This window comes from Pseudomonas sp. KH_050, assembly GCF_057838875.1.
On sequence record NZ_CM174478.1, the window covers coordinates 746,966 to 771,312 of the forward strand.

27 protein-coding genes are annotated in these 24,347 nt (G+C 58.3%); 20 read left to right on the forward strand and 7 right to left on the reverse strand.

Annotated features, from left to right (window positions below; all coding sequences use genetic code 11):
• Window positions 1-165: 165 nt before the first annotated feature.
• Complete coding sequence (locus AC3IUA_RS03410) at window positions 166-486, forward strand: PA4575 family protein (RefSeq protein WP_150803277.1); 321 nt, start codon at window positions 166-168, stop codon at window positions 484-486.
• 22 nt (window positions 487-508) lie between these two features.
• On the opposite strand, the gene AC3IUA_RS03415 is transcribed toward AC3IUA_RS03410, so the two are convergent.
• The gene (locus tag AC3IUA_RS03415) at window positions 509-2,338 is read right to left on the reverse strand and encodes a hypothetical protein (RefSeq protein WP_489359128.1); all 1,830 of its coding nucleotides are present in this window, start codon (window positions 2,336-2,338) and stop codon (window positions 509-511) included.
• A gap of 159 nt (window positions 2,339-2,497) precedes the next feature.
• On the opposite strand from AC3IUA_RS03415, the gene AC3IUA_RS03420 reads away from it, so the two are divergent.
• The 3 genes from AC3IUA_RS03420 to bamJ all read left to right on the forward strand — a co-directional run bounded on the left by AC3IUA_RS03420 (window position 2,498) and on the right by bamJ (window position 4,201).
• On the forward strand, window positions 2,498-2,986 hold the full coding sequence (locus tag AC3IUA_RS03420) for a TIGR00645 family protein (RefSeq protein WP_020296439.1): 489 nt from the start codon (window positions 2,498-2,500) through the stop codon (window positions 2,984-2,986).
• A 165-nt stretch (window positions 2,987-3,151) separates the two neighbouring features.
• The gene (locus AC3IUA_RS03425) at window positions 3,152-3,457 is read left to right on the forward strand and encodes a DUF6482 family protein (RefSeq protein WP_489359129.1); all 306 of its coding nucleotides are present in this window, start codon (window positions 3,152-3,154) and stop codon (window positions 3,455-3,457) included.
• Between the two features lie 126 nt (window positions 3,458-3,583).
• Window positions 3,584-4,201 carry a BamJ family beta-barrel-assembly machinery protein gene (gene bamJ, locus AC3IUA_RS03430; RefSeq protein ID WP_489359130.1) on the forward strand — a complete coding sequence of 206 codons (618 nt, stop codon included), beginning with the start codon at window positions 3,584-3,586 and terminating at the stop codon, window positions 4,199-4,201.
• A 131-nt stretch (window positions 4,202-4,332) separates the two neighbouring features.
• Here the strand turns inward: bamJ and AC3IUA_RS03435 are convergent, their stop codons facing one another.
• The 3 genes from AC3IUA_RS03435 to AC3IUA_RS03445 all read right to left on the reverse strand — a co-directional run bounded on the left by AC3IUA_RS03435 (window position 4,333) and on the right by AC3IUA_RS03445 (window position 6,225).
• Window positions 4,333-4,590 (reverse strand): PA4570 family protein, encoded by a 258-nt coding sequence (locus AC3IUA_RS03435; protein ID WP_489359131.1) that lies wholly within the window; start codon window positions 4,588-4,590, stop codon window positions 4,333-4,335.
• A 193-nt stretch (window positions 4,591-4,783) separates the two neighbouring features.
• Window positions 4,784-5,125 (reverse strand): zinc ribbon domain-containing protein YjdM, encoded by a 342-nt coding sequence (locus AC3IUA_RS03440; RefSeq protein ID WP_489359132.1) that lies wholly within the window; start codon window positions 5,123-5,125, stop codon window positions 4,784-4,786.
• A 131-nt stretch (window positions 5,126-5,256) separates the two neighbouring features.
• Window positions 5,257-6,225 carry a polyprenyl synthetase family protein gene (locus tag AC3IUA_RS03445; protein WP_489359133.1) on the reverse strand — a complete coding sequence of 323 codons (969 nt, stop codon included), beginning with the start codon at window positions 6,223-6,225 and terminating at the stop codon, window positions 5,257-5,259.
• Window positions 6,226-6,466: 241 nt separating this feature from the next.
• Here AC3IUA_RS03445 and rplU point away from each other — a divergent pair, with 241 nt between their 5' ends.
• The 3 genes from rplU (at window position 6,467) to cgtA (ending at window position 8,510) form a co-directional block, all read left to right on the forward strand.
• The gene (rplU, locus tag AC3IUA_RS03450) at window positions 6,467-6,781 is read left to right on the forward strand and encodes a 50S ribosomal protein L21 (protein WP_003443915.1); all 315 of its coding nucleotides are present in this window, start codon (window positions 6,467-6,469) and stop codon (window positions 6,779-6,781) included.
• A 35-nt stretch (window positions 6,782-6,816) separates the two neighbouring features.
• Window positions 6,817-7,092 (forward strand): 50S ribosomal protein L27, encoded by a 276-nt coding sequence (gene rpmA / locus AC3IUA_RS03455; RefSeq protein WP_150641122.1) that lies wholly within the window; start codon window positions 6,817-6,819, stop codon window positions 7,090-7,092.
• Between the two features lie 194 nt (window positions 7,093-7,286).
• Window positions 7,287-8,510, forward strand: coding sequence for an Obg family GTPase CgtA (cgtA, locus tag AC3IUA_RS03460; RefSeq protein ID WP_489359134.1), 1,224 nt, complete (start codon window positions 7,287-7,289; stop codon window positions 8,508-8,510).
• A gap of 1 nt (window position 8,511) precedes the next feature.
• Here the strand turns inward: cgtA and AC3IUA_RS03465 are convergent, their stop codons facing one another.
• Window positions 8,512-8,706, reverse strand: coding sequence for a hypothetical protein (locus AC3IUA_RS03465; protein ID WP_489359135.1), 195 nt, complete (start codon window positions 8,704-8,706; stop codon window positions 8,512-8,514).
• A gap of 44 nt (window positions 8,707-8,750) precedes the next feature.
• On the opposite strand from AC3IUA_RS03465, the gene proB reads away from it, so the two are divergent.
• The gene (gene proB / locus AC3IUA_RS03470; protein WP_489359136.1) at window positions 8,751-9,869 is read left to right on the forward strand and encodes a glutamate 5-kinase; all 1,119 of its coding nucleotides are present in this window, start codon (window positions 8,751-8,753) and stop codon (window positions 9,867-9,869) included.
• A 10-nt stretch (window positions 9,870-9,879) separates the two neighbouring features.
• On the forward strand, window positions 9,880-10,344 hold the full coding sequence (locus tag AC3IUA_RS03475; RefSeq protein WP_489359137.1) for a CreA family protein: 465 nt from the start codon (window positions 9,880-9,882) through the stop codon (window positions 10,342-10,344).
• Window positions 10,345-10,471: 127 nt separating this feature from the next.
• Here the strand turns inward: AC3IUA_RS03475 and rpsT are convergent, their stop codons facing one another.
• Window positions 10,472-10,750 (reverse strand): 30S ribosomal protein S20, encoded by a 279-nt coding sequence (gene rpsT, locus AC3IUA_RS03480; protein WP_029292043.1) that lies wholly within the window; start codon window positions 10,748-10,750, stop codon window positions 10,472-10,474.
• 252 nt (window positions 10,751-11,002) lie between these two features.
• Between rpsT and murJ the strand changes: the two genes are divergently transcribed.
• The 6 genes from murJ (at window position 11,003) to ispH (ending at window position 18,442) form a co-directional block, all read left to right on the forward strand.
• The gene (gene murJ, locus AC3IUA_RS03485; protein WP_489359138.1) at window positions 11,003-12,541 is read left to right on the forward strand and encodes a murein biosynthesis integral membrane protein MurJ; all 1,539 of its coding nucleotides are present in this window, start codon (window positions 11,003-11,005) and stop codon (window positions 12,539-12,541) included.
• Between the two features lie 119 nt (window positions 12,542-12,660).
• Window positions 12,661-13,599, forward strand: coding sequence for a bifunctional riboflavin kinase/FAD synthetase (gene ribF / locus AC3IUA_RS03490; RefSeq protein WP_489359139.1), 939 nt, complete (start codon window positions 12,661-12,663; stop codon window positions 13,597-13,599).
• A 13-nt stretch (window positions 13,600-13,612) separates the two neighbouring features.
• Window positions 13,613-16,444, forward strand: a complete 2,832-nt coding sequence (ileS, locus tag AC3IUA_RS03495; protein ID WP_489359140.1) for an isoleucine--tRNA ligase — start codon at window positions 13,613-13,615, stop codon at window positions 16,442-16,444.
• Window positions 16,437-16,949 (forward strand): signal peptidase II, encoded by a 513-nt coding sequence (lspA, locus tag AC3IUA_RS03500; RefSeq protein WP_489359141.1) that lies wholly within the window; start codon window positions 16,437-16,439, stop codon window positions 16,947-16,949. Before ileS ends, lspA begins: the two co-directional genes overlap by 8 nt.
• Window positions 16,942-17,394, forward strand: coding sequence for an FKBP-type peptidyl-prolyl cis-trans isomerase (locus tag AC3IUA_RS03505; RefSeq protein ID WP_489359143.1), 453 nt, complete (start codon window positions 16,942-16,944; stop codon window positions 17,392-17,394). Before lspA ends, AC3IUA_RS03505 begins: the two co-directional genes overlap by 8 nt.
• A 100-nt stretch (window positions 17,395-17,494) precedes the next feature.
• Window positions 17,495-18,442, forward strand: coding sequence for a 4-hydroxy-3-methylbut-2-enyl diphosphate reductase (ispH, locus tag AC3IUA_RS03510; protein ID WP_489359144.1), 948 nt, complete (start codon window positions 17,495-17,497; stop codon window positions 18,440-18,442).
• Here ispH and AC3IUA_RS03515 read toward each other — a convergent pair.
• On the reverse strand, window positions 18,419-18,973 hold the full coding sequence (locus tag AC3IUA_RS03515; protein ID WP_489359145.1) for a GspH/FimT family pseudopilin: 555 nt from the start codon (window positions 18,971-18,973) through the stop codon (window positions 18,419-18,421). The two genes, ispH and AC3IUA_RS03515, sit on opposite strands and share 24 nt — an antisense overlap.
• 132 nt (window positions 18,974-19,105) lie before the next feature.
• Between AC3IUA_RS03515 and AC3IUA_RS03520 the strand changes: the two genes are divergently transcribed.
• Genes AC3IUA_RS03520 through AC3IUA_RS03540 form a run of 5 tightly spaced genes read left to right on the forward strand, consistent with a single transcriptional unit; the run spans window position 19,106 to window position 24,338 of the window.
• On the forward strand, window positions 19,106-19,591 hold the full coding sequence (locus tag AC3IUA_RS03520; protein ID WP_489359146.1) for a GspH/FimT family pseudopilin: 486 nt from the start codon (window positions 19,106-19,108) through the stop codon (window positions 19,589-19,591).
• Window positions 19,588-20,055, forward strand: a complete 468-nt coding sequence (gene pilV, locus AC3IUA_RS03525) for a type IV pilus modification protein PilV (protein WP_489359147.1) — start codon at window positions 19,588-19,590, stop codon at window positions 20,053-20,055. The genes AC3IUA_RS03520 and pilV overlap by 4 nt, the downstream gene beginning before the upstream one ends.
• Complete coding sequence (locus AC3IUA_RS03530) at window positions 20,052-20,765, forward strand: PilW family protein (RefSeq protein ID WP_489359148.1); 714 nt, start codon at window positions 20,052-20,054, stop codon at window positions 20,763-20,765. Before pilV ends, AC3IUA_RS03530 begins: the two co-directional genes overlap by 4 nt.
• A gap of 11 nt (window positions 20,766-20,776) precedes the next feature.
• Window positions 20,777-21,253: a pilus assembly PilX family protein gene (locus AC3IUA_RS03535; protein WP_489359149.1), complete on the forward strand. Its 477-nt coding sequence runs from the start codon at window positions 20,777-20,779 to the stop codon at window positions 21,251-21,253.
• Window positions 21,240-24,338: a pilus assembly protein gene (locus AC3IUA_RS03540; RefSeq protein WP_489359150.1), complete on the forward strand. Its 3,099-nt coding sequence runs from the start codon at window positions 21,240-21,242 to the stop codon at window positions 24,336-24,338. Before AC3IUA_RS03535 ends, AC3IUA_RS03540 begins: the two co-directional genes overlap by 14 nt.
• Window positions 24,339-24,347 lie beyond the last annotated feature (9 nt).

Here is a 24,347-nt window from a genome sequence, read left to right on the forward strand (position 1 = left end):
CTGGCATCAATGTTCACAAAATGACCATTTGGCGCCGCTGGTCTTTGCAAGCATTGCAGTCCGGACTTTTCCTCTATTCTCAGGGCAAGGATATCGACAGTAATCACTGGATCGAGCCAGCCTTTGTGTGAAGGCTGAATACCGGATCTACCGAGGGTCGCCGCCATGTCGCGCAACCTCTGCCTTACACGCCAATGCCTTGGCCTGGTCACTCGTATCGAATGCAGCATTCGTCCGCTTGCAGGAGATACCGGGATGTGGACCTTACTCTTCGCCGCCGGAATGGCCGGTGAACAACCTTCCGCGATTAAAGCCCAAGGCCCGTTCCATGGACCTTTCGTGGCCGAATCAATCCTTGAAACCATCGTTGAAAGCCTGACCTTGCATGGCTACGAGCTGGCTGACGATCCGCAAATCTGGTGCCTGCATCTACAGGCCCAGTTACGCGAAATCAACGGAGGGCGTTCTCGCCCCAGCGATTTTTAGTGACAACCCAGGCACTGGACCGTTACTCGACAGGGCTTTCCGTGTGTGCCCTGTCGAGTTTGACTTCGAAGCCATATTCGATCGTCTTAAGGTCGGTGCGCTGGTAGGTTTCCAGCTGGCTCGGCTGGCCGTAGAAGTAATGCACATCCAGCAGCGCTGGCTCATCTGGGGTCGCGCTGTGGCTGACCGCAAGAATTTCCTTCAAATAATTGCCGCTGTCGTCCTTGGCGTAAAAGCGCCAGTCCTGCGCCGGGAACAGCTTCTGGTCGACCACCAGGGTATTGCCCTTGAGCTCCAGGCCTTTGGGCAGTTGGCGGGCGGCGAGGGCGCTTTTTTCGATTTTGGCGAGAAACAACGACATTGAACCTACGGCATAGGCCGGCGTTTCCGGAAACAGATTCAGATCGTAAGTGATAGTGGAGCGTAGCGGATCGACGTCATAGGCTTCGGCTGGCAGCTCGATGGGGTCGCCGCGTTTACCGTCATCACCCTGGGTGAAAAAGGTTACCGGGGAGTCGCCGGCACTGAACGACGAGCCCAGCAATTCATCATTGAAGGTTTTCGGGTGATCGAACTCGATGCGTGCGGCACTGGGGTCTTCGATCGACTGGCTGATGGTGATGCGCTTTTTCAGGGTGGCCTCGTCGAGTGTGGCTTCCTTGAGCCAGTTCACCGCCTGGTCGTCATACACCACCACCGGCAATGACAGGCTCTGGATGGTCTTTGCGGTGGTATTGCGATCGAACTGGCGCACTGGCATTTTCAGGTCTTTGCGCGTCAGTGAGGCGCCCGAGAAGTCGAGTACGCTGACTTCCAGTGCGTCGATGGTGCCGTTGAAATAAACCTTGGTGTAATGACGTGCCTGCTGACGTTCGAAGGCGTGTTGCTGGTCCTTGAGCTGATTCTCGAAGGCCTCGCTCCAGGTCTGCTGTTTCTGCATCTCGGCCAGTTGTTTTTCATAGAAGGCGATTTGCTCGGCGTTCTCATTGATCGAGCCCGAACGCGAAAGAAACTGCCCGGTAGTGTCCCTGGCCTGAACCATCAGCGGATTGAGCGCAGCTGCGCCGACGTCTGCCGTCAGGGCTGCGCTGTTGCTCATTTCGATTTGCGCGCAGTTCTTGTCCAGGGCCAGCAGGGTGATGCTGATGTTTTCATCCGTATGTGTTTTGCCCACGTCCTGCCTGGTCAGTTCGAAGGTGAGCACTTTGCGTGGCACAATGACTTCAAGCTGACCTTGCAGCATTACCGGTTGAGGCTGGTGCTTGTTGTCGACTTCCAACCCCTCGATGTAGGGGTAGGCCACCGTCAGGTCATCGGGGCTGCTCAGGTTGGCGCTTGAGGGGCTCAACTGAATGCCTGGGTCGGTTTCCGACCATTCGGATTGAAACGCGATGACCTGCTTGTCGCTCAACGTCACGGATTGCCATTGCAGGCCATGAGGGAACGGAAACCCGGCCGGCATGTTGAAGTCGAACGGGAATACCGGCTGCAGGTCGATCAGATAGTCGGAACTGGATGATTTTCGCAGCACGAACAGGCCATTGATGTAAGTGTCGACCAAGGCTTGCGGGCTTGGATAGTGCTTGAGCAGGGCCATGGCATCTTCGCCGTACTCGGTTTCGATCGGCTTGCTCTGGAGTTTGAGCCGGGCCCGTTCGAGCAGCAACAAAGAGCCGCCGAGATCGGCCACGGCGTCCTTGAGCCGCGGATCCTGGATCGTGTCCAGCGACTTTTCGAACTGCGCGGTCTTCTCTTCGAGGCTGACCTGCTGCTTCTCATCGCTGGGTGAGCAGCCACTGACCAGTAACGCGATGCACAGACCGGTACTGGTTAAAGGCAATCGAAAATCCATTTTTCAGTCTTCCTGTCCGACATCAGAGAATGGCGTGATTGACTGCGACACTAGCAGAAAAACGCCTTGGCAGAGCTGCAGGCCATGGATTTTCCAGCGGTTTATGGGTTTTTGTCCGGCTGTTATACTCGCCGCCATTTCCAGACCTTGTGAGATTCAATGGAACGTTTTATCGAGAATGCAATGTACGCCTCGCGCTGGCTGCTGGCGCCGATCTACTTCGGTCTGTCCCTGGGTTTGCTGGCCCTGGCGCTGAAGTTTTTCCAGGAAGTCTTTCACGTCATCCCCAACGTATTCTCGATGGCTGAGTCGGATCTGATTCTGGTGTTGCTGTCGTTGATCGACATGGCGCTGGTCGGCGGCTTGCTGGTGATGGTGATGATTTCCGGTTACGAGAACTTCGTTTCCCAACTCGACATCGATGAGAGCAAGGAAAAGCTCAACTGGCTGGGCACCATGGACTCCTCTTCATTGAAAATGAAGGTGGCCGCCTCGATCGTAGCCATTTCGTCCATTCACCTGCTGCGCATATTCATGGACGCGAAGAACGTCGATCCAGAACACCTGAAGTGGTACGTGATCATTCACATGACCTTCGTGATCTCGGCCTTTGCCATGGGTTACCTGGACAAGCTGACCAAGCACTGACATGTGGCGATGCGGCGTTCCGACAAGCCCCCTCGCCACAACAAGCCCTTCTCATCACAAAGGCTATGGTGAAACGGACGGGCGGCGGCGATTCTGGCTTGTGCTTTTTCACCGCGAGGCATATGCCTGTTAACTGTCCTGGGCTGAGTTGCGCGAGGTGCAGTCATGAACCTGCAAGAGTTGAATGCCTTTGCCGTCGCAGGGAAAGTCGACGAGCTGAACCTGATCTCCCTCGACGGCGTTAGCTACCTGATCGAGGCGCGAATACACGGCGCGGCCCATCCGCTGAACGACTCCCATGGCCAGGTGATGCAGGTGCGCTCGGTGGAGCATGCCCGTGAAGTGCTGCACGCGTTTCCGGAACTCATGATGAACCTGATCCAAGCCCCGGTTGACGATGAAATGTGCGGGATGCCGGGCAGCGCCGAGGGGCGCCGGCGGGTAACGATTGCTTTCAAGTCGCCCGGCTAGGCTGGACACTCTCATCACAGTCACGACTTGTGTGCTAGTCTGCTTGCCCTTTTGGTTCCGGGCGCTCCGGAATGAGCTGTGCACGCACGGCAACTTTCCGAGCCGTCCGCACAGCGGAGCAGTGTTATGTCCGAAGTAAATCTGTCCACCGACGAAACCCGCGTCAGCTACGGCATCGGCCGTCAGCTGGGCGACCAACTGCGCGACAACCCGCCACCGGGCGTTAACCTGGACGCGATCCTGGCTGGCTTGACCGACGCCTTCGCCGGCAAGGAAAGCCGTGTTGGCCAGGAAGAGATGTCCGCCAGCTTCAAGGTAATCCGTGAAATCATGCAAGCCGAAGCGGCTGCCAAGGCTGAAGCGGCTGCTGGCGCTGGTCTGGAGTTTCTGGCTGAAAACGCCAAGCGTGACGGCATCACCACTCTGGCTTCCGGCCTGCAATTCGAAGTGCTGACCGCCGGTGAAGGCGCCAAGCCGTCGCGCGAAGATAGCGTACGTACTCACTACCACGGCACGTTGATCGACGGCACTGTGTTCGACAGCTCCTATGATCGTGGGCAGCCTGCGGAATTCCCGGTTGGCGGCGTGATCCCTGGCTGGACCGAAGCCCTGCAACTGATGAACGCCGGTAGCAAATGGCGCCTGTACGTGCCGAGCGAGCTGGCTTACGGCGCGCAAGGCGTGGGCAGCATCCCGCCGCACAGCGTACTGGTATTCGACGTCGAACTGCTAGACGTTCTGTAAGACCCGATCCGATGTGAATGCGGGCTAGTGTGGGAGCGGCAGTGCTCGCGATGCAGGCGACTCGGTTTAAATTTGAAACCGCGTTGATGCCATCGCGAGCAAGCTCGCTCCTACAGTTTTTGCAGTGATCTTCATATCTGGAACCTGGTATTCAGATCCCCCGCCGGGCGCAACGCTCGGGCATAGCTGAACAGAAACAGGTTGCGCACCAGTTCCTTGAGCACCATCGGCTCGCTGGAACTCAGACCGTTGAGGTCCAGGTCGCCCTGGTCCTGCAGCTCATTCAAGGCTTCTTCTTCCAGTACCGCACAGACTTCTCCGGTTTCCCGATGCAGGATCCGCAGGTAAGGATGTGGACGGTCCAGCCAGGCATCTATCAAGTAAGTCATGGTTCTCATCTCCGCTTAGGGGTTCGATGAGAATAATTCTTATTCAATTAATAGCAAGTGCCTATTGGCAGTTTCTGGTCTTTTTTGTGTGGGTATTGGTGTCAGTCAAAAGGGCTGGCCTTTTGCTATTGGTATGGGCATTCAGGGGGGGGCAGCGCCATCCCGCACAAGGCGCGGGATGGATTCGTAGGGATCAGACCTTTCTGACGAACTCGGATTTGAGCTTCATCGGGCCGATGCCATCGATTTTGCAGTCGATGTCGTGGTCGCCATCGCACAGGCGGATGTTCTTGACCTTGGTGCCGACTTTGACCACCAACGAGGTGCCCTTGACCTTGAGATCCTTGATCACGGTAATGGTGTCACCATCTTGCAGGACGTTACCGACCGAGTCTTTCTTCACGGAATCATCGGACACAACTTCGGCTTCGCCACCGGCGGTCCACTCATGGGCGCATTCCGGGCAGATCAGCTGAGCGCCGTCTTCGTAGGTGTATTCGGAATTGCATTTTGGGCAGGGTGGCAACGTGCTCACTAAGGCTCCTTGGATTCAGGATGGCTAAAAGCGCACATTGTATAGGGTTTTAGCCCGGTGAGGGGTGGGGGGAGGCGCTGGCCAAAAAAGATCGCAGCCGCAGGCTGCGATTTTTTGATCTTGCTTTGCGATTAATGCGTGCGTGCAACCGCAAACTCGCTCAATTCCACCAGAGCATCGCGGTATTCGCTGGGGGGGAGGGTGTCGAGGCAGGCGATGGCACGCGCCACGTAATCGCGGGCCAGTCGGGCAGTGTAATCCAGAGAGCCCGAGGCTTCCACGGCGGCGCGGATGCTTTCCAGGTCTTCGATACCACCTTTCTGGATCGCCTTGCGCACCAGTGCGGCTTGTTCCGGGGTCCCTTCGCGCATGGTATAGATCAGCGGCAGGGTCGGTTTGCCTTCGGCCAGATCGTCTCCGACGTTCTTGCCCAGGGTTTCTGCGTCGCCACGGTAATCCAGCAAATCATCAACCAGCTGGAAGGCTACGCCCAAGTGATCACCAAAGGTGCGCAGGGCTTCGCGCTGTTCCGGGCTGGCACCGGCCAGGGCCGCGGCGCTGTGGGTCGAAGCCTCGAAAAGCATTGCGGTCTTGCCGCGGATGACTTCCATGTAGGTTTCTTCGGTGGTGCTGGCGTCACGAACCTTGGACAGCTGCAACACTTCGCCTTCGGCGATGATTCGCGTTGCCTGGGAGAGGATCTTCATGACTGGCATCGAGCCCAGTTCGACCATCATCTCGAAGGAGCGCGAGTACAGGAAGTCGCCGACCAGCACGCTTGGGGCGTTGCCCCACATGGCATTGGCGGTCGAGCGTCCGCGGCGCATGCCGGACATGTCGACCACGTCGTCATGCAGCAAGGTGGCCGTATGCAGGAACTCGATGGTCGCGGCGAGCAGGCGCATGTCATCGCCTTCGCGACCCAGGGCCTTGCCACACAGCAGCACGAGTAATGGACGCAGGCGTTTGCCACCGGCCGAGGTAATGTAGTCGCCGATTTTCGACACCAGCGGCACTCGGGAAGTCAGCTGCTTCTTGATGATGCCGTCGACGGCGTTGAAATCGTCCGCCACCGCGCGGTAGAAAGCTTGGGGTTGCATCAGCGACAGTTGCTCCAGAAGGGTTGCGCGGCATGCTAGGACTCGCGTCCGCAGGTGTCAAGGCGCTATGCTCAGGCACTTGCATCGTCAATGCAGCTTGCGTACAATCGCGCACCCTGAACTTCCTGGGCAGCACCTGCCTTACGCAATTGCATCTGGGCCGTTCCAGCCCCATGCAGCCATGCCAGCCAATACCTCTTCTTATAAAGAGCTGGGTGAGCAGGATTATCGGAGAAATACCATGTCTTATGCAGTAATCGTTACTGGTGGCAAGCAATACAAGGTCGCCCCAGGTGAATACCTGAAGATCGAGAAACTGGAAATCGCTACTGGCGAATCCGTTACTTTTGATCGCGTTCTGTTGGTTGCCAATGGCGACGACGTGAATATCGGTGCTCCAGTTGTTCCTGGCGCAACCGTTGTTGCTGAAGTGATTTCCCAAGGTCGTCACGATAAAATCCGCATCATCAAGTTCCGTCGCCGTAAGCACCACATGAAGCGTATGGGCCACCGCCAGTGGTACACCGAGATCAAAATCACCGGTATTCAGGCTTAATTTCAGCCTAATTCCTCACTAGGAGAATTGAACTCATGGCACACAAAAAAGCTGGTGGTAGTACCCGTAACGGTCGCGACTCAGAAGCCAAACGCCTTGGCGTGAAGATGTATGGCGGCCAGGTTATCATTCCGGGCAACATCATCGTGCGTCAGCGCGGCACCCAATTCCACGCCGGTTACGGTGTTGGCATGGGCAAGGATCACACCCTTTTCGCTAAAATCGAAGGCGTGATCAAGTTCCAGGTTAAAGGCGCCTTCGGTCGCCGTTACGTAAGCATCGTCCCGAAGACTGAAGTCGTCGCGGCGTAATTGCGTAATGCTGGAAAAGCCCTGTCTTGCGACGGGGCTTTTTCGTTTGTGGGGTGAGTCTCTTGCAAAACTGTTTGTATGGGCTGCCAGCGCTGGATTTTGCGGTCGTTGATTGAGGTCGCTGCGCTCATTTTTGCAAGAGTCTTATGTCTTAGTGCTTTTCAGCTCGCCCGTGCGGCGAGAGGCGTTTTGTAATGAAGTTTGTTGATGAAGTTTCGATTCGAGTAAAGGCCGGTGACGGCGGCAATGGCTGCATGAGTTTCCGTCGGGAAAAATTCATCGAGAACGGTGGTCCGAACGGTGGCGATGGCGGTGATGGCGGCTCGGTCTACATGATCGCCGACGAAAACCTCAACACATTGGTGGACTATCGCTACACCCGGCACTTCGATGCCGAGCGCGGTGCCAATGGCGGCAGCACCGATTGCACCGGTAAAAAAGGTGAAGAGCTGGTGTTGCGGGTTCCAGTCGGCACTACCGTGATTGACTCTGCGACCCAGGAAATCATTGGCGACCTGACCAAGGCCGGTCAGCGTCTGCTGGTGGCTCATGGTGGCTGGCATGGTCTGGGCAACACGCGTTTCAAATCCAGTACCAACCGTGCTCCGCGCCAGACCACTCCGGGTAAACCGGGTGAGGCGCGTGATCTCAAGCTGGAAATGAAGGTGTTGGCCGACGTGGGTCTGCTGGGCTTGCCGAATGCTGGCAAAAGTACCTTTATCCGTTCGGTCTCGGCAGCCAAGCCAAAGGTTGCCGATTATCCGTTCACTACCCTGGTGCCAAACCTGGGTGTGGTCAGCGTCGATCGCTGGAAAAGCTTCGTGGTCGCGGACATTCCGGGTCTGATCGAAGGTGCTTCCGACGGTGCTGGCCTGGGGATTCGTTTCCTCAAGCACTTGTCGCGTACCCGTCTGCTGCTGCACCTCGTCGACATGGCGCCGCTGGATGACGCCAGTGCGCCAGACGCTGCCGAAGTGATCGTCAGCGAGCTGACCAAGTTCAGCCCGTCCCTGGCTGAGCGTGATCGTTGGCTGGTGCTGAACAAGTGCGACCAGATCCTTGAGGAAGAGCACGACGCCCGGGTCAAGGAGATCGTTGATCGTCTGGAGTGGACCGGTCCGGTCTACGTGATCTCGGCCATCGCCAAGCAAGGCACTGAGCGTCTGTGTCACGACATCATGCGTTACATGGAAGATCGTGCTGATCGCCTGGCTAACGACCCGGCCTACAAGGAAGAGCTGGCGGATCTCGATCGGCGCATCGAAGACGAAGCCCGTGCCCAGTTGCAAGCCCTGGACGACCAGCGTGCCCTGCGTCGCAGTGGCGTCAAGTCGGTCCATGACATCGGTGACGATGATTGGGATGAAGAAGATGTGGATGATGAAGACGGTCCGGAAATCATTTACGTCCGTGATTGATTCATTGTTGTAGGCGCTGCCGCAGGCTGCGATCTTTTGATGGATTGAGGATCGCTGGCATGCACTGAAGCTCCTTCGCGAAGCAATCAATCTGGCAGGGTGCGGTGTTATCATCGTCCTCAAGCCAGTTTCCAAGGCGCCGCTCATTGAGCGGCGTTTTGGTGTCTGCAAAACGCAATAATACAAATAATCTCATGGGTGACGCCGGGTCGCGTCACTCGCCGGCATAGGTTGAATAAAATGCGGAGCAAGGTGTCAGGTGCGCAGCGTTGGGTCGTGAAGATCGGCAGTGCTTTGCTGACGGCGGACGGCAAGGGCCTGGATCGCACGGCAATGGGTGTCTGGGTCGAACAGATGGTGGCCCTGCATGAAGCGGGCGTCGAGCTGGTGCTGGTTTCCTCGGGTGCGGTCGCGGCGGGCATGAGTCGCCTGGGCTGGACCGCTCGACCGAGTGCCATGCATGAGTTGCAGGCCGCGGCGGCGATTGGTCAGATGGGCCTGGTGCAGGCTTGGGAGTCGAGCTTTGCCGAGCATGGTCGGCACACGGCGCAAATTCTCCTGACCCATGATGACCTGTCCGACCGCAAGCGCTACCTCAATGCCCGTAGCACCTTGCGTGCGCTGGTCGAGCTCAAGGTGGTCCCGGTCATCAACGAAAACGACACCGTGGTGACCGACGAGATTCGTTTCGGTGATAACGACACGCTGGCGGCTTTGGTGGCGAACCTGGTCGAGGCGGATCTGCTGGTGATTCTCACGGACCGCGACGGCATGTTCGATGCGGACCCGCGCAATAACCCTGATGCCAAGCTGATTTACGAGGCTCGCGCCGATGATCCGGCGCTGGATGCCGTGGCTGGCGGCACCGGTGGTGCGCTCGGTCGTGGTGGCATGCAGACCAAGCTGCGTGCGGCGCGGCTGGCGGCGCGTTCCGGTGCGCACACGATCATCGTGGGCGGGCGTCTGGAGCGAGTGCTGGATCGGCTGAAGGCTGGCGAGCGCATTGGCACCCTGTTGTCGCCTGAGCGCGGCATGCTGGCGGCGCGCAAGCAATGGCTGGCCGGGCATTTGCAGACTCGGGGCACCCTGGTGCTGGATGCTGGCGCGGTTTTGGCGCTGTCTCAGGGCAACAAAAGTTTGCTGCCGGTCGGGGTCAAGTTGGTCCATGGCAGTTTCCGGCGTGGCGAAATGGTGGTCTGCGTGGCTCCGGATGGTCGTGAAATCGCCCGTGGCCTGGCCAACTACAGTGCCCTGGAGGCGCAAAAGATCATTGGTCAGTCGTCAGAGGCGATTGTCGGTCTATTGGGTTACATGGCTGAGCCGGAACTGGTTCATCGAGATAACCTGATCCTGGTTTGAGGAAAGTTGAATGCGTGTAGCAAAGGGATTGTTGGGTCTGCTGCTGGCGTTGCCACTGCTGGCCTCGGCCGAGGAGATTGGTCAGGTGTCTACGGTATTCAAATTCGTCGGCCCGAATGATCGCATCGTCGTCGAGGCGTTTGATGATCCCAAGGTCGAGGGCGTGACCTGCTACTTGTCGCGGGCCAAGACTGGCGGTGTGAAGGGCGGTTTGGGTCTGGCTGAGGATCGTGCCGAGGCGTCCATCGCTTGCCGTCAGGTTGGGCCGATCAGCTTCAGGGGTGAATTGAAGGATGGTGATGAGGTATTCAAGGAGCGTACTTCGTTGGTGTTCAAGACCATGCAGGTGGTGCGCTTCCTCGACAAAAAGCGTAATACCCTGGTGTATCTGGTCTACAGCGATCGCTTGATCGAGGGTAGTCCGCAGAATGCGGTGACCGCGATCCCGATCTTGCCGTGGGCGCACGCTCAGTAATTTAGCGAAGATCCGAATGTGGGGGCGACGGTGCGGCTCGCTCCCACATTTTTTTTGCGCTGCGCTTGTTAAATCGCAGGCAATAAAAAACCGACCCTGAGGTCGGTTTTTTAACAAAGCGTGTCGCTTAGGCTGCTACAGCAAGGTTCAGAGCCTTGATGTGGCCATTCAGGCGGCCTTTATGGCGAGCAGCTTTGTTCTTGTGGATGATGCCTTTATCGGCCATACGGTCGATAACTGGCACGGCCAGAACGTAAGCAGCTTGTGCTTTTTCAGCGTCTTTTGCGTCGATGGCCTTAACTACATTCTTGATGTAGGTACGAACCATGGAACGCAGGCTGGCGTTGTGGCTGCGACGCTTCTCAGCCTGTTTTGCACGTTTTTTGGCGGAAGGTGTGTTGGCCACCGTCGAGCTCCTCGAAAGACTTTTTGGGAAATAGCAAACAAAATAGGCCGCGAATCATGCCGATGAGATGAAGTCTTGTCAAGGGCGGTTGATGCGTTCCGCTGAGTGGTCGATCTAAAAGAGGCGGATATTTATTTCCGGCGCTTGACCTGTAAACTCGCGAGCTTTGGCTCTGTGCTGCTGCGGCGCGGAGTATCGCATATGTGGGCGCTTAGTTCGCCTGCTCTTTATCTACAGGCTAAAACTCTTTCAATGAATCTGCTCAAGTCGTTGGCCGCCGTCAGCTCTATCACGATGCTTTCCCGGGTTCTTGGGTTTGTGCGTGACACCATTATCGCGCGCACATTTGGCGCCGGGATGGCCACGGATGCGTTCTTCATTGCGTTTAAATTGCCCAATCTGCTGCGCCGGATCTTCGCTGAGGGGGCTTTTTCCCAGGCTTTCGTACCGATTCTGGCGGAATACAAAAGCCAGCAGGGCGATGAAGCGACGCGAACCTTTATTGCCTACGTTTCAGGGTTGCTGACCCTGGTCCTGGCGCTGGTCACAATTGCCGGGATACTGGCCGCGCCTTGGGTGATCTGGGCGACCGCGCCGGGATTTGCCAATACGCCGGAAAAATTCGCGCTGACTTCCGACCTGCTGCGGGTGACGTTCCCTTATATATTATTAATTTCCCTGTCTTCACTGGCGGGGGCGATCCTCAATACCTGGAACCGGTTCTCTGTTCCCGCCTTCGTGCCGACCCTGCTCAACGTCAGCATGATCATCTTTGCGCTATTCCTGACGCCTTATTTCGATCCGCCGGTAATGGCTCTGGGCTGGGCGGTACTGGCCGGCGGTCTGGCGCAATTGCTTTACCAGCTGCCGCACCTGAGGAAAATCGGCATGCTCGTGCTGCCACGCCTGAATTTGCGCGATAGCGGAGTCTGGCGAGTGATGAAGCAGATGCTGCCGGCGATTCTGGGGGTCTCGGTCAGCCAGATTTCGCTTATTATCAACACCATCTTTGCCTCGTTTCTGGTGGCGGGCTCGGTGTCCTGGATGTATTACGCCGACCGATTGATGGAGCTGCCGTCTGGTGTGCTCGGCGTTGCGCTGGGGACCATTCTGCTGCCAACGCTGGCCCGGACCTATGCAAGCAACGATCGCCACGAATACTCGCGAATTCTCGACTGGGGCCTGCGCCTGTGCTTCATGCTGGTGCTGCCGTGCTCGCTGGCGCTGGGGATTCTGGCCGAACCGCTGACCGTTTCGCTGTTCCAGTACGGCCAATTCAGCGCGTTTGATGCGTCCATGACGCAACGGGCGTTGATCGCTTATGCGGTGGGCCTGCTCGGGATTATCGTGATCAAGGTGCTGGCTCCAGGCTTCTATGCGCAACAGAACATCCGGACCCCGGTAAAAATCGCGATTTTTACCCTGGTTGTCACGCAACTGTTCAACCTGGTGTTGATTGGTCCCCTGCAGCACGCGGGTCTGGCCCTGGCCATCAGTATTGGTGCCTGCATCAACGCCGGCCTCCTGTTTTACCAGCTGCGCAAGCAGCAGATGTATCAGCCGCAGCCAGGTTGGGGTAAATTCGGCCTGAAATTGCTGGTCGCCGTGGCGGTGATGTCCGCGGTTCTGCTGGGCTTGATGCAGCTGATGCCGGCCTGGGAGCAGGGCCACATGCTTGAGCGCTTCCTGCGTCTGGGGGCTTTGGTCGCAGCTGGCGTCGTGGCGTATTTCGGTATGCTGGCGCTGATGGGCTTCCGTTTGAAAGATTTCAATCGCAAGGCGCTGAGCTGACGACGGATTGAAGATAATCCCTGGTTAGGCGTCGGTTCGATCACTTTGGTTGCGGTGTTGCCTGTCGTCAGCCGCCGGGTGTGGTTATAATCGACCACTTTATGAGCAAGAAGCGCGTTATGCAGCTGGTTCGAGGCCTCCACAATCTGCGCCCCCAGCATCGGGGCTGTGTCGCCACTATTGGCAACTTTGACGGTGTTCACCGTGGTCACCAGGCGATCCTGGCCCGACTGCGTGAGCGTGCGCTTGAGTTGGGCGTGCCCAGCTGCGTGGTGATTTTCGAGCCGCAGCCGCGTGAGTTCTTCGCCCCGGACACGGCTCCAGCCCGCCTGGCACGCTTGCGTGACAAGCTGCAGTTGCTGGCGCAAGAGGGTGTTGACCGGGTCCTGTGCCTGGCATTCAATCAGCGCTTGAGCAAGCTCAGCGCCGCTGAATTCGTCGATACGATCCTGGTCGATGGCTTGGGGGTGCAGCATCTGGAGGTCGGTGACGACTTCCGTTTCGGTTGCGACCGGGCCGGTGATTTCGATTTCCTGCAACAGGCCGGAATCGCCCGGGGTTTCACCGTCGAAGCGGCGCAGACCGTCGAACTGGACGGAATTCGCGTCAGCAGCACCCAGGTCCGCAATGCCCTGGCCGCTGCCGATTTTGCTTTGGCCGAGCGTTTGCTCGGTCGCCCGTTCCGCATTGCCGGGCGGGTGTTGCATGGCCAGAAACTGGCGCGCCAATTGGGCACGCCGACGGCCAACGTACAACTCAAGCGCCGTCGTGTGCCGCTGACCGGGGTTTACCTGGTGAGCGTCGACCTCGACGGCAAGACCTGGCCAGGCGTCGCCAATATCGGCGTTCGGCCAACGGTCGAAGGTGATGGCAAGGCCCACCTGGAAGTGCATCTTTTAGATTTTGCCGGCGATCTGTATGACCGGCGTGTGACGGTGGTTTTCCACCACAAGCTGCGCGAAGAGCAGCGTTTCGCCTCTCTGGAGGCGCTGAAGACGGCGATCAATGCGGATGTCGCCGCCGCCCGTGCCCATGCCGCACCTAGCGCAAATCGCTAATGAAGAGCCATAAATGACCGACTATAAAGCCACGCTAAACCTTCCGGACACCGCCTTCCCAATGAAGGCCGGCCTGCCTCAGCGCGAACCGCAGATTCTGCAGCGCTGGGACAGCATTGGCCTGTACCAGAAGTTGCGTGAGATTGGTAAGGATCGTCCGAAGTTCGTACTGCACGACGGTCCTCCGTACGCCAACGGCACCATTCACATCGGTCATGCGCTGAACAAGATTCTCAAGGACATGATCATCCGCTCGAAAACCCTTTCAGGTTTCGACGCGCCCTATGTTCCGGGCTGGGACTGCCATGGCCTGCCGATCGAGCACAAGGTCGAAGTGACCCACGGCAAGAACCTGACCGCGGACAAGACCCGTGAGCTGTGCCGTGCCTACGCCACCGAGCAGATCGAAGGGCAGAAGTCCGAATTCATCCGCCTCGGCGTGCTGGGCGACTGGGCCAATCCGTACAAGACCATGGATTTTGCCAACGAGGCCGGCGAAATTCGTGCCCTGGCGGAAATGGTCAAGGGCGGTTTCGTGTTCAAGGGCCTCAAGCCTGTGAACTGGTGTTTTGACTGCGGTTCGGCGTTGGCTGAAGCCGAAGTCGAATATCAGGACAAGAAATCCTCGACCATCGACGTGGCCTTCCCGATCGCTGACGAAGCCCAATTGGCGACCGCTTTCGGCCTGGCTATGCTGAGCAAGCCAACCTCGATCGTGATCTGGACTACCACTGCATGGACCATCCCTGCCAACCAGGCGCTGAACGTTCACCCGGAGTTCAACTACGCCCTGGTCGATGTCGGCGACAAACTGCTGGTGCTGGCTGAAGAGCTGGTCGAATCCTGCCTGGCTCGCTACAACCTTGAAGGTTCGGTCATTTCCACCGTTCCGGGCGCGGCGCTGGAGCTGATCAATTTCCGCCATCCGTTCTACGATCGTCTGTCGCCGGTTTACCTGGCCGACTACGTCGAACTGGGTGCCGGCACCGGGGTGGTCCACTCCGCACCGGCCTACGGTGAAGACGACTTCGTGACCTGCAAGCGGTACGGCATGGTCAACGACGACATCCTCGTTCCAGTGCAAAGCAATGGTGTGTATGCGCCTTCGCTGGAGTTCTTCGGCGGCCAGTTCATCTGGAAGGCCAACCCGGCCATTGTCGACAAGCTCGCTGAAGTCGGTGCGCTGCTGCACACCGAAACCATCAGCCACAGCTACATGCACTGCTGGCGCCACAAGACCCCGCTGATCTACCGCGCCACCGCGCAGTGGTTCGTCGGCATGGACAAACAACCTGCGACCGGCGAGACCCTGCGCAAGCGGGCGATCAAGGCCATCGAAGAAACCGCATTCATTCCGGCCTGGGGCCAGGCGCGTCTGCATTCGATGATTGCCAACCGCCCGGACTGGTGCATCTCCCGTCAGCGTAACTGGGGCGTGCCGATCCCGTTTTTCCTGAACAAGGAAAGCGGCGAACTGCACCCGCGTACCGTCGAGCTGATGGAAGAAGTTGCCAAGCGCGTTGAAGTCGAAGGCATCGAAGCCTGGTTCAAGATGGACGCGGCCGAGTTGCTCGGTGAAGAAGCGCCGCTCTACGACAAGATCAGCGACACCCTCGACGTCTGGTTCGACTCGGGTACCACTCACTGGCACGTGCTGCGCGGTTCGCATTCCATCGGCCATGAGAGCGGTCCACGTGCCGACCTGTACCTGGAAGGTTCAGACCAGCACCGTGGCTGGTTCCACTCGTCGCTGCTGACCGGTTGCGCCATCGACAACCACGCGCCGTACCGCGAGTTGCTGACCCATGGTTTCACTGTCGACGAGGGCGGTCGCAAAATGTCCAAGTCCCTGGGCAACGTGATCGCGCCACAGAAGGTCAATGACACTCTGGGTGCCGACATCATGCGTCTGTGGGTAGCCTCTACCGACTACTCCGGCGAGATGGCGGTTTCCGACCAGATCCTGCAACGCAGTGCCGACGCCTACCGGCGGATCCGGAACACCGCGCGTTTCCTGCTGTCGAACCTGAGCGGTTTCAACCCGGCCACCGACCTCCTGCCAGCCGAAGAAATGCTCGCGCTGGACCGTTGGGCCGTGGACCGCACCTTGCTGCTGCAACGCGAGTTGCAAGAGCACTACGGTGAATACCGCTTCTGGAACGTCTATTCCAAGGTCCACAACTTCTGCGTGCAGGAGCTGGGCGGTTTCTACCTGGACATCATCAAGGACCGTCAGTACACCACTGGCACCGACAGCAAGGCCCGGCGCTCCTGCCAGACCGCGCTGTTCCATATCTCCGAAGCGCTGGTGCGCTGGATCGCTCCGATCCTGGCCTTCACCGCCGACGAGCTATGGCAGTACCTGCCGGGCGAGCGCAACGAATCGGTCATGCTCAACACTTGGTACGAAGGCCTCAGCGAACTGCCGGAAGGTATCGAGCTGGACCGCGCCTACTGGGAGCGAATCATGGCGGTCAAGGTAGCGGTCAACAAGGAAATGGAAATCCAGCGCGCGGCCAAGGCCGTCGGTGGCAACCTGCAAGCCGAAGTGACGCTGTTCGCCGAGGACGCGCTGAGCGCCGACCTGGCCAGGCTGAGCAACGAACTGCGCTTCGTACTGATCACCTCGACTGCAAGCGTTGCGCCATTTGCGCAAGCGCCGGCCGATGCGGTGGAAACCGAAGTGGCTGGTCTCAAGCTCAAAGTGGTCAAGTCGAGCTTCGCCAAGTGCGCCCGTTGCTGGCATTGCCGTGAAGACGTTGGCGTAAACCCTGAGCACCCGGAAATCTGCGGTCGTTGTGTCGACAACATCAGCGGTGCCGGCGAGGTTCGTCACTATGCCTAACCCTGCTAGCCGTTTCGGACGGCTGAGCTGGCTCTGGTTGAGCTTGCTGGTACTGGTCATTGACCAGGCCAGCAAGTTCTACTTCGAAGGCTCGCTGGCGATGTACCAGCAAATCGTGGTGATCCCGGACTACTTCAGCTGGACCCTGGCCTACAACACTGGCGCGGCGTTCAGCTTCCTGGCTGACAGTTCCGGCTGGCAGCGCTGGCTGTTTGCTCTGATCGCGATCGTGGTCAGTGCCGTGCTGGTGGTCTGGCTCAAGCGTCTGGGGCGCAACGAAACCTGGCTGGCGGTCGCGCTGGCGCTGGTGCTCGGTGGTGCCTTGGGTAACTTGTACGACCGCATTGCCTTGGGCCATGTGATCGATTTCATTCTGGTGCATTGGCAGAACCGCTGGTATTTCCCGGCGTTCAACTTTGCCGACAGCGCCATCAGCGTTGGGGCAGTGATGCTCGCACTGGATATGTTCAAAAGTAAAAAGACCGGAGAAGCCGTACATGACTGAGCAGTTATTGGCTGTGCAACGCATTGGCCAGAGCACGGAAGTCACCTTGCATTTCGCATTGCGCCTGGCAAATGGCGATACCGTCGACAGCACCTTCGACAAGGCCCCGGCGACCTTCAAGGTCGGTGATGGCAACCTGCTGCCGGGTTTCGAAGCGGCCCTGTTCGGATTCAAGGCTGGCGACAAGCGCGAGCTGGAAATCCTGCCGGAAAACGCTTTCGGTCAGCCCAACCCGCAAAATGTGCAGATCATCCCGCGTTCGCAGTTCCAGGATATGGAACTGTCCGAAGGCCTGCTGGTGATCTTCAACGATGCGGCGAATACCGAGTTGCCCGGTGTGGTCAAAGCCTTTGATGACGCCCAGGTGACCATCGACTTCAACCACCCGCTGGCCGGTAAAACCTTGACCTTTGATGTCGAAATCATCGACGTCAAAGCGCTGTAACTGACGGGATGCGGTAAAAATGTGGGAGCGAGCCTGCTCGCTCCCACAATTAGTGTTCACTGTTTTCGCTATTTCTTGCGCGCAAGCCACGAGGCACAGTATGCAAATCAAACTCGCCAATCCCCGTGGCTTCTGCGCCGGTGTAGACCGGGCGATCGAAATCGTCAATCGCGCCCTGGAAGTCTTCGGGCCGCCGATCTATGTGCGCCACGAAGTGGTCCACAACAAATTTGTTGTCGAAGACCTGCGCGCTCGCGGCGCGATCTTCGTCGAGGAGCTGGATCAGGTGCCGGACGACGTCATCGTGATCTTCAGTGCCCACGGTGTTTCCCAGGCGGTACGTACCGAGGCGGCGGGCCGCGGCCTGAAAGTCTTCGATGCGACCTGCCCACTGGTGACCAAGGTGCACATCGAGGTCGCGCGGTACAGTCGCGACGGTCGTGAATGCATCCTCATCGGCCATGCCGGTCACCCGGAAGTGGAAGGCACCATGGGCCAGTACGATGGCCACAATGGCGGCGCGATCTATCTGGTCGAAGATGAAAAGGATGTCGCTGCATTGCAGGTGCACAACCCGGACAAACTGGCGTTCGTGACTCAGACCACCTTGTCCATGGATGACACCAGCCGGGTCATCGACGCACTGCGCAGTCGCTTCCCGGCGATTGGCGGTCCGCGCAAGGACGACATCTGCTACGCTACGCAAAACCGTCAGGACGCGGTCAAACAACTGGCCGACGAGTGCGATGTGGTGCTGGTGGTCGGCAGTCCCAACAGCTCCAACTCCAACCGCTTGCGCGAGCTGGCCGAGCGCATGGCCACCCCGGCCTATCTGATCGACGGTGCCGAAGACCTGCAACGCAGCTGGTTCGATGGCGTCGAGCGGATCGGCATCACGGCTGGCGCTTCGGCACCGGAAGTGCTGGTGCGTGGCGTGATTCAGCAGCTTCAGGCCTGGGGCGCGACCGGAGCCGAAGAGCTGGCAGGCCGCGAGGAGAACATCACCTTCTCCATGCCCAAAGAACTACGCGTTCGCTCGCTGCTCTGAGTCTTCTCCTCCCACGCACAGTTCCTGCTCGGTTTTATTACTGCGCAGGCTGATGCGCCCGGATTTGGCCAGTACCACTTGATGGTGGCTGATGCTTTGGTCCGTGGCGCAGACATGCACGGTCCCGGCGCGAAAGGCGCCGCCTGGCCCTGGCAGCAATGCTTCGCCCAAACCGGTAAATCGAACATAGGTCTTCAGCGGTCCATTCCCGACAATCGTCAGCCGCCCGCTCTCCTGGCGCTCAAGCAGCACAGGGTTGTCGCGGTCTTCATGACCCTTGCCGCTGATATCCAGAATGATTCTCCAGCCCAGGCTCCAGTCGTCTTCGACTGCATGGATGACGGTGGCCTGGTTACGCAGGATGGCTTCGGTGCGGGCATTGCGCATGCCGCTGGCCAGCACCCGGGCGGCATTCTCCCGGCGTACCGAATCGTGCAGCTCCTTGAATGGCGGGCTCACCAGTTGCAGCAGGAGGGCGGCGATCGCCATGCCTGTGAGCAGTTCAATCAGGCTGAAACCTTTCTGGTGCATGGCGTCTCCCTCCATGGAGATGCGGTGAGTGCGCAATCCGTGCGCAGCTCCTGGTAATCAACCGTGCATTCGGTGGTCGAATGCTCCAGGTTGTAACGCTAGTTATAGACGATGGTTGTTGAGGAGTGTCGGATGCACCACCGCGTAAGGGGTTTTACGCTGATTGAGTTGATGGTCACGCTGGCGGTTTCTGTGATTCTGCTGACGATGGCCATTCCGACCTTTACCCGGTCGGTACAAGGCACCAAAGCCGATACCGAGGTCGGTGATTTGCTGCGTGGGCTCAATTCAACGCGGTTGGAGGCGATAGAACGGGGTATCACCACGCAGATCCGGCCGACCGAGAAGGGCAGCGCCTGGACCGAGGAACTGTCAATTTACGACGGCCCCGACACCGACCCTGACACCCCGCCGAATGTATTGCGGGTTATTCCAGCGATGAGCAGCGGCGCCACGTTGACGCTAACCTCAGGTGTAACCAGCATCAACTTCAACAATCTGGGAGGGTTGTCAGCACCTGCTACCGCCGTGACCATGAATTATGTGTTGGGTGCGCAAACAAGGATGATCAATGTGTGTCTCAATGGACGGATTGTTTTGGGCGGGAATTGCGGATGACGGGATCGGACAAACGTGCACAGGACGGCATGACACTGATCGAAGTATTGGTTGCGGTATTGATCCTCGGCGTAGGGCTGCTGGGCGCAGCGGCGATTCAGCTCAATGCACTGAAGTTCACCGACAGTTCGCGGATGACCAGTCAGGCCAGTTTTATCGCCTACGACATGCTGGACCGGATCCGCGCCAACTCCGGCGCCGATTACACCGTCACACCTCCCGGCTCAAGCAATCCCGGTGTCGCCCGAGATGAGGACCTTTTTAACTTCACCACCAATATCCTCAACTTCGGCGGCCCGACAGCGAGCGGGAACATTACAGTGAACAAGCGAGTGTTCACGATCACCATTAACTGGGACGATTCGAGGGCGCCAGGGGCCGCCAACCCTGCTCAGGGCAGTACGCCTCAGCGGACCTTTGTCCTGACCAGCCGTGTCGCCGTCGACCCTGCGGTGACACCGTGAAGAGCCGCGTCAGAGGTTTCGGTCTGATCGAGTTGATGGTCGCGCTGGCATTGAGCCTGATCGTGGTGCTGGGCGTCGCACAGGTTTTCATCTCGGCGAAGAACACCTACCTCAGCCAGAACGCGTCAGCCAGCATGCAAGAGGATGCACGTATTGTCCTGAGCAAAATGCTCCAGGAAATCCGTATGGTCGGCATGTTCGGTTGCCTTGGCTCAATCACTGATGCCAGCTTGGCTTCGGACTTCACCGCCAACGCGGCAACCCCCATCAGTTGGGACAACGCCAAACTCAAACTGACCCTGGTGACCGCCGATGTCGGTAATAACGGCGGGGCGCCGACCTGGACCGTCGTCTCCGATTGCCTGAGCGGCGCAACCGCTTATAGCGGCGTCCGTGTGGCCCCGGCCGGGCAGTTGGCGTTCCCGATACGGCAGTTGGCCTACACCTTCCGTAACAATGAATTGTGGATGAATACAGGCACTGGAACCGACTTTGGCCAGGTGCTACTGGACCACGTCAGCGATTTTAAGGTGAGTTTCGGAGTCGCCCATTCGGCCAATGATGTCGCAGTGTCCAGCTACACCTTCAACCCGACCAAACCGGAGCTTATACGCAGTGTGCGCTTGACCCTGACCCTGGTGGACCCGAACAACCGCGTACGCGACCAGACCTATAACGTGGTTGCCGCTTTGCGCAACCGGTTGCTGTAGGTGGGCTGCCAATGAAGAGTGTTCCAATGACTGCAACCTCCGAGCGCGGCATGGCCCTGTTGGTCAGCCTGGTGTTCCTGCTACTGCTGACGCTGATCGGCATTTCGTCGATGCAGAATGCAACCTTGCAGGAAAAAATGGCTGGCAGCGTGGTCCTGCGAAACCAGTCTTTTCAATTAGCCGAAACGGCACTGCGAGTCGGCGAAAGCGCAGTGCAACTGGAGACCTATTCATTGCCCGCCTGTGCGGGCACTCGGTGCTTGCCGCCCGCCGAGTCGAAGGTGGTGGCCGCCGCCGGGCTCAACGCTACTTCGGGGGTGACCTGGATCGCTGCGGGCAAGGGCTTTTATGGGGTGCAGAATCTCGGTATCAGAAGCGGCGCGGTCAATGTGCCAAGCGGTATCCCGGCAACGCTGTATCGGGTTACGGCGGTCGGCCAGGTGGGTAACTCGCGCAGCGTGCTGGAAAGTATCTATGCAAAGTATTGAGCCACGCTGTGGCTGGCAGCACGGGCTATTGCAGCTGCTCTGCGGCGTGCTGCTGAGCCTTTATCTGGCCGCGCCGACTTACGCCTTCACGCCCTCGGACTCGCCGCTGTTGAGCGGTGCGGCGGTAACGCCCAACGTGATGTTGGTGCTCGATGACTCGAGAAGTATGAACAGCATCATCTATGCGGCGGGTTTCGATCCGAACCTCAACCGTTCTCAGGTGACAATCTGTAGTTCCGATTTCTCATGCCTGGGCGGCCAGAATCTCGACATGACCGATACCAATATTTTGTTATCGAGTTTGAATCGGGGAGGGTGTCCGTCGGGTTGGTTCGGCTTCTATGACGGACTCCGCGGTTTGAATTCGTTCTGTTTGAAACTCCCGGATCCAGTGGGTGGCCAGAAAACCCGTTATTCGGCGAACTACTTGTCCTATTTGATCGCACTGGCCAACAGAGCCAATAAGGACTTTACCAACGGCTCGATCCCCAATGAATACCGAATGAATGTGGCGCGTGACGTTTCCACCGCGCTGGTGGCCAGCAATCGCTCGTTGCGTATTGGGCTGGCGACGTTCAATCCACCGACTGGCAACAACCCGGGGCCTGGCGGTTATATCGCCCGTCCGGTCAGTGATTTGACTGTGGCGAGCGGCAGCGACAACTACAACGCATTGATCGCCTCGATCAGCGGGCTGAAAGCTGTAGCCAATACGCCACTGGCCGAAGCCTATTACGAGGTCACCCGCTATTTCCGTGGCATGGCGCCGTTCTACAACTCGACTCCCGGGACCTACACCAGCCCGATCCAGTATCGCTGCCAGAAAAACTACGCGGTGGTGATCACCGACGGCTTGCCGACCTATGACCGGACCTTCCCCACCAACGACCCTCTGGGTGGCAGCAAACTGCCCGATTGGGATGGAGTGAGCAGCAATGATGGCGACAACCTGAATGGCGATACCGAAGGCGACACGCAGTACCTGGATGACATCGCCAAGTTCGCCTACGACATCGACATGCGTTCAACGGGAACCGATCTCGCAGGCAAAAGCTGGTCGGCGCCGGATTTTTCCAGGCAGTACATGAACACCTACACCGTGGGATTCACCGCGGCGAACCAGATGCTGTCCGATGCGGCCACCTACGGCGCGGGCAAGTATTATCAAGCCAGCGACCTTGCGGGCCTGAGCAATGCATTGTCATCAGCCTTGGGTGACATCAGCTCCAGGGCAGGCTCCGGCGGCAGCGGTGTGGCCAGCGGGACCACCCTGGCTGCCGATTCCAGCTATTACCAGACCAGCTACGACCCCAAGGACTGGCGCGGTACGATCAAGTCCTTTGGCTTCACTTCGAACGGTGCGGTCAATACCTCGTCGACGCTCTGGAGCACCGACACGGCCATCGTGCCCGCCGCCACGGCACCGACCTTCCAGTCCTGGAACACTACGAACAACACGGCAGTCACCCTGGCCTACAACAACTTTTCCAGTATTCAGAAGACTGCGCTCAACCAGAGCCTGCCGACTGGTATCACGGGTGTTGACCTGGTGGAATGGAGTAAAGGCACCAACAAAACCGGTTTGAGAGTGCGTTCCGTTCTGCTTGGAGACATTATCAACTCTCCGTTGGTGCTTGCAGCGCCTACGGACAAAACCGCCTCTGACCTGGCGGGCGATACAACTTACAGCACTTTCCTGACCACCAAAGCCGCGAACATGAGTGCCAGTCTGGTGGTGAATGCCAACGACGGCTTTCTCAATGTCATTAACGCGGCCAATGGCACCCGGCGCTACGCCTATATGCCTTCCAGCGTGCTGGCATCCCTGCATTCGATCGCCGATACCGGCTACATCAATGGCCTTGGGCACAAGTTTCTCAATGATGGCCCGGTGGCTGTATTTGATGCCCAGCTCAATAGCGTCTGGAAAACCCTGGTGCTCGGCGGGGTCGGGGCAGGTGGCAAGACCTTCTACGCGCTGCAGCTTTTTGACGCCTCGGCAGGGAATGTGGCCAAGGCGATGTGGGAAATCAGCGCTCCGGCGACGGTCAACGCCGCCAACACATTCAATGATCTGGGTTATGCCTACGCCCGCCCGGAAGTGGCGCGCTTGGCGGATGGCCGTTGGGCAGCGTTCATTTCCAATGGCTATGGCAGCAACTCCGGAGTCGCCGCCTTGTATGTGGTGGATATTGGCGATGGTTCACTGATCAGGAAAATCGTCATCGACAGCGCTGAAACGAGCAATGGGCTCTCTTCAGTGAAGCTCAAGGTCAATGCGCAGAATGTAGTGCAGGCCGCGTATGGCGGTGACTTGAAGGGTCGGCTATGGAAATTTGATTTGAGTAGCGCCTCCCCCGCCAGCTGGAGTCTGGCCTTTTCCGGCAAACCGTTATTTACCGCGCCTGGCGGCGCAACCCAGCCAATCACTGCGCAACCGTTGCTGGCGGACCATCCTGCAAATGGCAAAGTGGTGTTTTTCGGCACGGGGAAATTCAATGAGACCGCGGACAAATTGACCAAGGATCCGCAAGGGTTCTATGCCATCCAGGATGCGGATGGCGGTGCCGGCCAGTTTACTGTCGCCAACTTGCAGGCCCAGGCAGTGACGGGGGTGTTCTCCGGGAGTGCGGGCCAATTCATCACTACGACCCAGAATGAAGTGACCTATCCAGCAGAAAAGGGCTGGTATCTGCCGCTGGTTTACAACAGTGCGCTGACCGGTGAGCGTGTCATCAATCAGGCCAGTCTGGTGGCGGGGCGCATTGTGTTTACCAGTGCCGGCGTGGATACCACTGACCCCTGTTCCAGCTTTGGTACCGGCAAACTGATCGAACTGGAGGCGTTCAGCGGTAAGATGCTCAGCTATGCAGTACTTGATACCAACGGCGATGGCCTCGTCGACAGCACTGACACACTGTCCAGCGGCGTCATCTTCACCGGCGGTATTCCAACACTGAACGCGATCGTCAACGACGCGGCGCGCAAGATTGTGAACGACTCCAGCGGTGGTGTTACCGCTCTGGTGGAAAAACCGGGCGGCGGCGCAACAAGCCGACGGATCATGTGGCGACAAATACAGTAAGTGAGAGAT

Coding starts and splice junctions, on each gene's coding strand:
- lspA (WP_489359141.1), top strand. CDS start 16,437: ATGCCTAACCCTGCTAGCCGTTTCGGACGGCTGAGCTGGCTCTGGTTG.
- AC3IUA_RS03425 (WP_489359129.1), top strand. CDS start 3,152: ATGAACCTGCAAGAGTTGAATGCCTTTGCCGTCGCAGGGAAAGTCGAC.
- AC3IUA_RS03445 (WP_489359133.1), bottom strand. CDS start 6,225: ATGCAACCCCAAGCTTTCTACCGCGCGGTGGCGGACGATTTCAACGCC.
- AC3IUA_RS03465 (WP_489359135.1), bottom strand. CDS start 8,706: ATGAGATTATTTGTATTATTGCGTTTTGCAGACACCAAAACGCCGCTC.
- rpmA (WP_150641122.1), top strand. CDS start 6,817: ATGGCACACAAAAAAGCTGGTGGTAGTACCCGTAACGGTCGCGACTCA.
- AC3IUA_RS03540 (WP_489359150.1), top strand. CDS start 21,240: ATGCAAAGTATTGAGCCACGCTGTGGCTGGCAGCACGGGCTATTGCAG.
- cgtA (WP_489359134.1), top strand. CDS start 7,287: ATGAAGTTTGTTGATGAAGTTTCGATTCGAGTAAAGGCCGGTGACGGC.
- AC3IUA_RS03520 (WP_489359146.1), top strand. CDS start 19,106: ATGCACCACCGCGTAAGGGGTTTTACGCTGATTGAGTTGATGGTCACG.
- pilV (WP_489359147.1), top strand. CDS start 19,588: ATGACGGGATCGGACAAACGTGCACAGGACGGCATGACACTGATCGAA.
- ileS (WP_489359140.1), top strand. CDS start 13,613: ATGACCGACTATAAAGCCACGCTAAACCTTCCGGACACCGCCTTCCCA.
- AC3IUA_RS03535 (WP_489359149.1), top strand. CDS start 20,777: ATGAAGAGTGTTCCAATGACTGCAACCTCCGAGCGCGGCATGGCCCTG.
- AC3IUA_RS03515 (WP_489359145.1), bottom strand. CDS start 18,973: ATGCACCAGAAAGGTTTCAGCCTGATTGAACTGCTCACAGGCATGGCG.
- AC3IUA_RS03410 (WP_150803277.1), top strand. CDS start 166: ATGTCGCGCAACCTCTGCCTTACACGCCAATGCCTTGGCCTGGTCACT.
- AC3IUA_RS03475 (WP_489359137.1), top strand. CDS start 9,880: ATGCGTGTAGCAAAGGGATTGTTGGGTCTGCTGCTGGCGTTGCCACTG.
- AC3IUA_RS03420 (WP_020296439.1), top strand. CDS start 2,498: ATGGAACGTTTTATCGAGAATGCAATGTACGCCTCGCGCTGGCTGCTG.
- AC3IUA_RS03435 (WP_489359131.1), bottom strand. CDS start 4,590: ATGACTTACTTGATAGATGCCTGGCTGGACCGTCCACATCCTTACCTG.
- AC3IUA_RS03415 (WP_489359128.1), bottom strand. CDS start 2,338: ATGGATTTTCGATTGCCTTTAACCAGTACCGGTCTGTGCATCGCGTTA.
- bamJ (WP_489359130.1), top strand. CDS start 3,584: ATGTCCGAAGTAAATCTGTCCACCGACGAAACCCGCGTCAGCTACGGC.
- proB (WP_489359136.1), top strand. CDS start 8,751: ATGCGGAGCAAGGTGTCAGGTGCGCAGCGTTGGGTCGTGAAGATCGGC.
- AC3IUA_RS03505 (WP_489359143.1), top strand. CDS start 16,942: ATGACTGAGCAGTTATTGGCTGTGCAACGCATTGGCCAGAGCACGGAA.
- rplU (WP_003443915.1), top strand. CDS start 6,467: ATGTCTTATGCAGTAATCGTTACTGGTGGCAAGCAATACAAGGTCGCC.
- murJ (WP_489359138.1), top strand. CDS start 11,003: ATGAATCTGCTCAAGTCGTTGGCCGCCGTCAGCTCTATCACGATGCTT.
- ispH (WP_489359144.1), top strand. CDS start 17,495: ATGCAAATCAAACTCGCCAATCCCCGTGGCTTCTGCGCCGGTGTAGAC.
- ribF (WP_489359139.1), top strand. CDS start 12,661: ATGCAGCTGGTTCGAGGCCTCCACAATCTGCGCCCCCAGCATCGGGGC.